The organism is Bradyrhizobium sacchari, from assembly GCF_002068095.1.
Lineage (GTDB): Bacteria > Pseudomonadota > Alphaproteobacteria > Rhizobiales > Xanthobacteraceae > Bradyrhizobium > Bradyrhizobium sacchari.
Genome location: NZ_LWIG01000037.1, coordinates 1 through 3281, shown reverse-complemented (window position 1 = coordinate 3281; position 3281 = coordinate 1). Strand labels below are relative to the sequence as shown.

Genomic DNA, 3281 nt, shown 5'->3' with positions numbered 1-3281 from the left:
CATGGATGATCTGTTGCGGGAGTTCTTGACGGAGACCAGCGAGAGCCTGGACACCGTCGACAATCAGCTGGTGAAGTTCGAGCAGGAGCCGAACAACGCCAAGATCCTGGATAACATCTTCCGCCTGGTCCACACCATCAAGGGGACGTGCGGCTTCCTCGGCCTGCCGCGGCTCGAAGCGCTGGCGCATGCCGGCGAGACGCTGATGGGCAAGTTCCGCGACGGCATGCCGGTCACGGCCGAAGCGGTGACGGTGATCCTGTCCTCGATCGACCGCATCAAGGAGATCCTGGCCGGCCTGGAAGCGACCGAAGCCGAGCCTGAAGGTACCGACCGCGATCTCATCGACAAGCTGGAAGCGATGGTCGAGCAGGGCATGGCCGCGATGGCCGCCGGCGCTGCTGCTCCTGTCGCCGACGCGCCGCCGCTGGCGCCGGAAGCGCCTGTTGCCGCCGCGCCCGCCAAGGCGATGACCACGGGCTCGCTGGTCGACCAGACCCTGGAGCGTCCGCTGCGCCCCGGCGAAGTCTCGCTCGACGAGCTCGAACGCGCCTTCCGCGAGACCGCGATCGAAGCGCCGGTCCCCGCGCCCGTCGCCAAGGCCGAGCCGGCACCTGCGCCGGCTGCCGAAGCGCCGGCACCTGCCGCCAAGGAAGCTGCGAAGGAAGCTGCGAAGGAAGCCAAGGCGCCCAAGGCCGCGCCGAAGAAGTCGATGGCCGACGAGGGCGCCTCCGAGGGCGACCGCATCGCCAACCAGTCGATCCGCGTCAACGTGGATACGCTGGAGCATCTGATGACCATGGTCTCCGAGCTGGTCCTGACCCGCAACCAGCTTCTGGAGATCTCCCGCCGCAACGAGGACACCGAGTTCAAGGTGCCGCTGCAGCGCCTCTCCAACGTCACCGCCGAGCTGCAGGAAGGCGTCATGAAGACGCGCATGCAGCCGATCGGCAATGCCTGGCAGAAGCTGCCCCGCATCGTCCGCGACCTCTCGAGCGAACTCGGCAAGCAGATCGAGCTCGAGATGCACGGCGCCGACACCGAGCTCGACCGCCAGGTGCTCGACCTGATCAAGGACCCGCTCACCCACATGGTGCGCAACTCCGCCGATCACGGCCTGGAGACCCCCGCCGAGCGCCTGGCGAGCGGCAAGGGCGAGCAGGGCACCATTCGCCTGTCCGCCTATCACGAGGGCGGCCACATCATCATCTGCATCGCCGACAACGGAAGAGGTCTCAACACCGAGAAGATCAAGGCCAAGGCGCTCTCCTCCGGTCTCGTCACCGAGGCTGAGCTCGAGAAGATGAGCGAAGCCCAGATCCACAAGTTCATCTTCGCGCCGGGCTTCTCCACCGCGGCCGCCATCACCTCGGTCTCGGGCCGCGGCGTCGGCATGGACGTGGTGCGCACCAATATCGACCAGATCGGCGGCACCATCGACATCAAGTCGGTGGCCGGCGAAGGCTCCTCCGTCACCATCAAGATCCCGCTGACCCTCGCCATCGTCTCCGCCCTGATCGTCGAGGCCGCCGGTGACCGCTTCGCGATCCCGCAGCTCTCGGTGGTCGAGCTGGTGCGGGCCCGCGCCAACTCCGAGCACCGCATCGAGCGCATCAAGGACACGGCGGTCTTGCGTCTGCGCAACAAGCTGCTGCCGCTGATCCATCTGAAGAAGCTCCTGAAGATCGACGACGGCGCGGCGTCCGATCCCGAGAACGGCTTCATCGTGGTCACGCAAGTCGGCAGCCAGACGTTTGGCATCGTCGTCGATGGTGTCTTCCATACGGAAGAGATCGTCGTGAAGCCGATGTCGACCAAGTTGCGTCACATCGACATGTTCTCCGGCAACACCATCCTGGGCGATGGCGCCGTCATCATGATCATCGACCCCAACGGCATTGCCAAAGCTCTCGGCGCCGCCGGCTCCTCGGCCCATGACATGGGCGACGAGAACGGCGCGCACCACATCGGCTCGGGCGAGCAGACCACCTCGCTGCTGGTGTTCCGCGCCGGTTCGTCCCAGCCCAAGGCGGTCCCGCTCGGCCTCGTCACGCGCCTCGAAGAGCTCCCGGCCGACAAGATCGAGTTCTCCAACGGCCGCTACATGGTGCAGTACCGCGAGCAGCTGATGCCGCTGGTGGCCATGGAAGGCGTCACCATTGCCAGCCAGGGCGCCCAGCCGATCCTGGTGTTCGCCGACGACGGCCGCTCCATGGGCCTCGTCGTCGACGAGATCATCGACATCGTCGAGGAACGCCTCAACATCGAGGTCGGCGGCTCCAGCCAGGGCATCCTGGGCTCGGCCGTGATCAAGGGCCAGGCGACCGAGGTGATCGACGTCGGCCACTTCCTCCCCATGGCGTTCTCCGACTGGTTCACCCGCAAGGAGATGAAGCCGTCGATGCACTCGCAGTCGGTGCTGCTGGTGGACGACTCTGCGTTCTTCCGCAACATGCTGGCACCGGTGCTGAAGGCGGCCGGCTACCGCGTCCGCACCGCGCCGACCGCGCAGGAGGGCCTCGCTGCGCTCCGCGCCCAGAGCTTCGACGTGATCCTGACCGACATCGAGATGCCGGACATGAACGGGTTCGAGTTCGCCGAGACCATCCGCTCCGACAACAACCTCGCCGCGACGCCGATCATCGGCCTCTCGGCGCTGGTGTCGCCGGCGGCGATCGAGCGCGGCCGGCAGGCCGGCTTCCACGACTATGTCGCCAAGTTCGACCGTCCCGGTCTGATCGCGGCGCTGAAGGAGCAGACCGCGGGCGCCGCCGGCGCCTCCGAGCTGAGCCGGGCGGCGGCGTAAGCCGGACAGGGATCAGGAGATAAGCTCATGAGCACCAAGACCCAATCCGCCGAAGGCGCCATGGTCGAATACGTCACCGCGATGATCGGCGGCCAGCTGTTCGGCCTGCCGATCTCCCGCGTCCAGGACGTGTTCATGCCCGAGCGCGTCACCCGCGTGCCCTTGTCCTCGCGCGAGATCGCGGGCGTCCTGAACCTGCGCGGCCGCATCGTCACCGTGGTCGACATGCGCGCCCGCCTCGGCCTGCCCAAGGCCGAGGACGGCAAGGTGCCGATGGCGGTCGGTGTCGATCTGCGCGGTGAATCCTATGGCCTCCTGATCGATCAGATCGGCGAGGTGCTGCGCCTGCCCGAGGCCGGCATGGAAGAGAACCCCGTCAACCTCGATCCCCGCATGGCCAAGCTCGCCGGCGGCGTCCACCGCCTCGAGGGCCAGCTCATGGTCGTGCTCGACGTCGATCGCGTCCTCGAGCTCG

At 67.1% G+C, this 3281-nt stretch carries 2 protein-coding genes; both read left to right on the top strand.

The features are described 5' to 3' along the window. Position 1 precedes the first annotated feature (1 nt). Positions 2 to 2806: a hybrid sensor histidine kinase/response regulator gene (locus A5906_RS30275; protein WP_080138869.1), complete on the top strand. Its 2805-nt coding sequence runs from the start codon at positions 2 to 4 to the stop codon at positions 2804 to 2806. 27 nt (positions 2807 to 2833) lie between these two features. Then, the coding region (locus tag A5906_RS30270) for a chemotaxis protein CheW (protein ID WP_080138868.1) at positions 2834 to 3281 on the top strand (448 nt) is incomplete at its 3' end.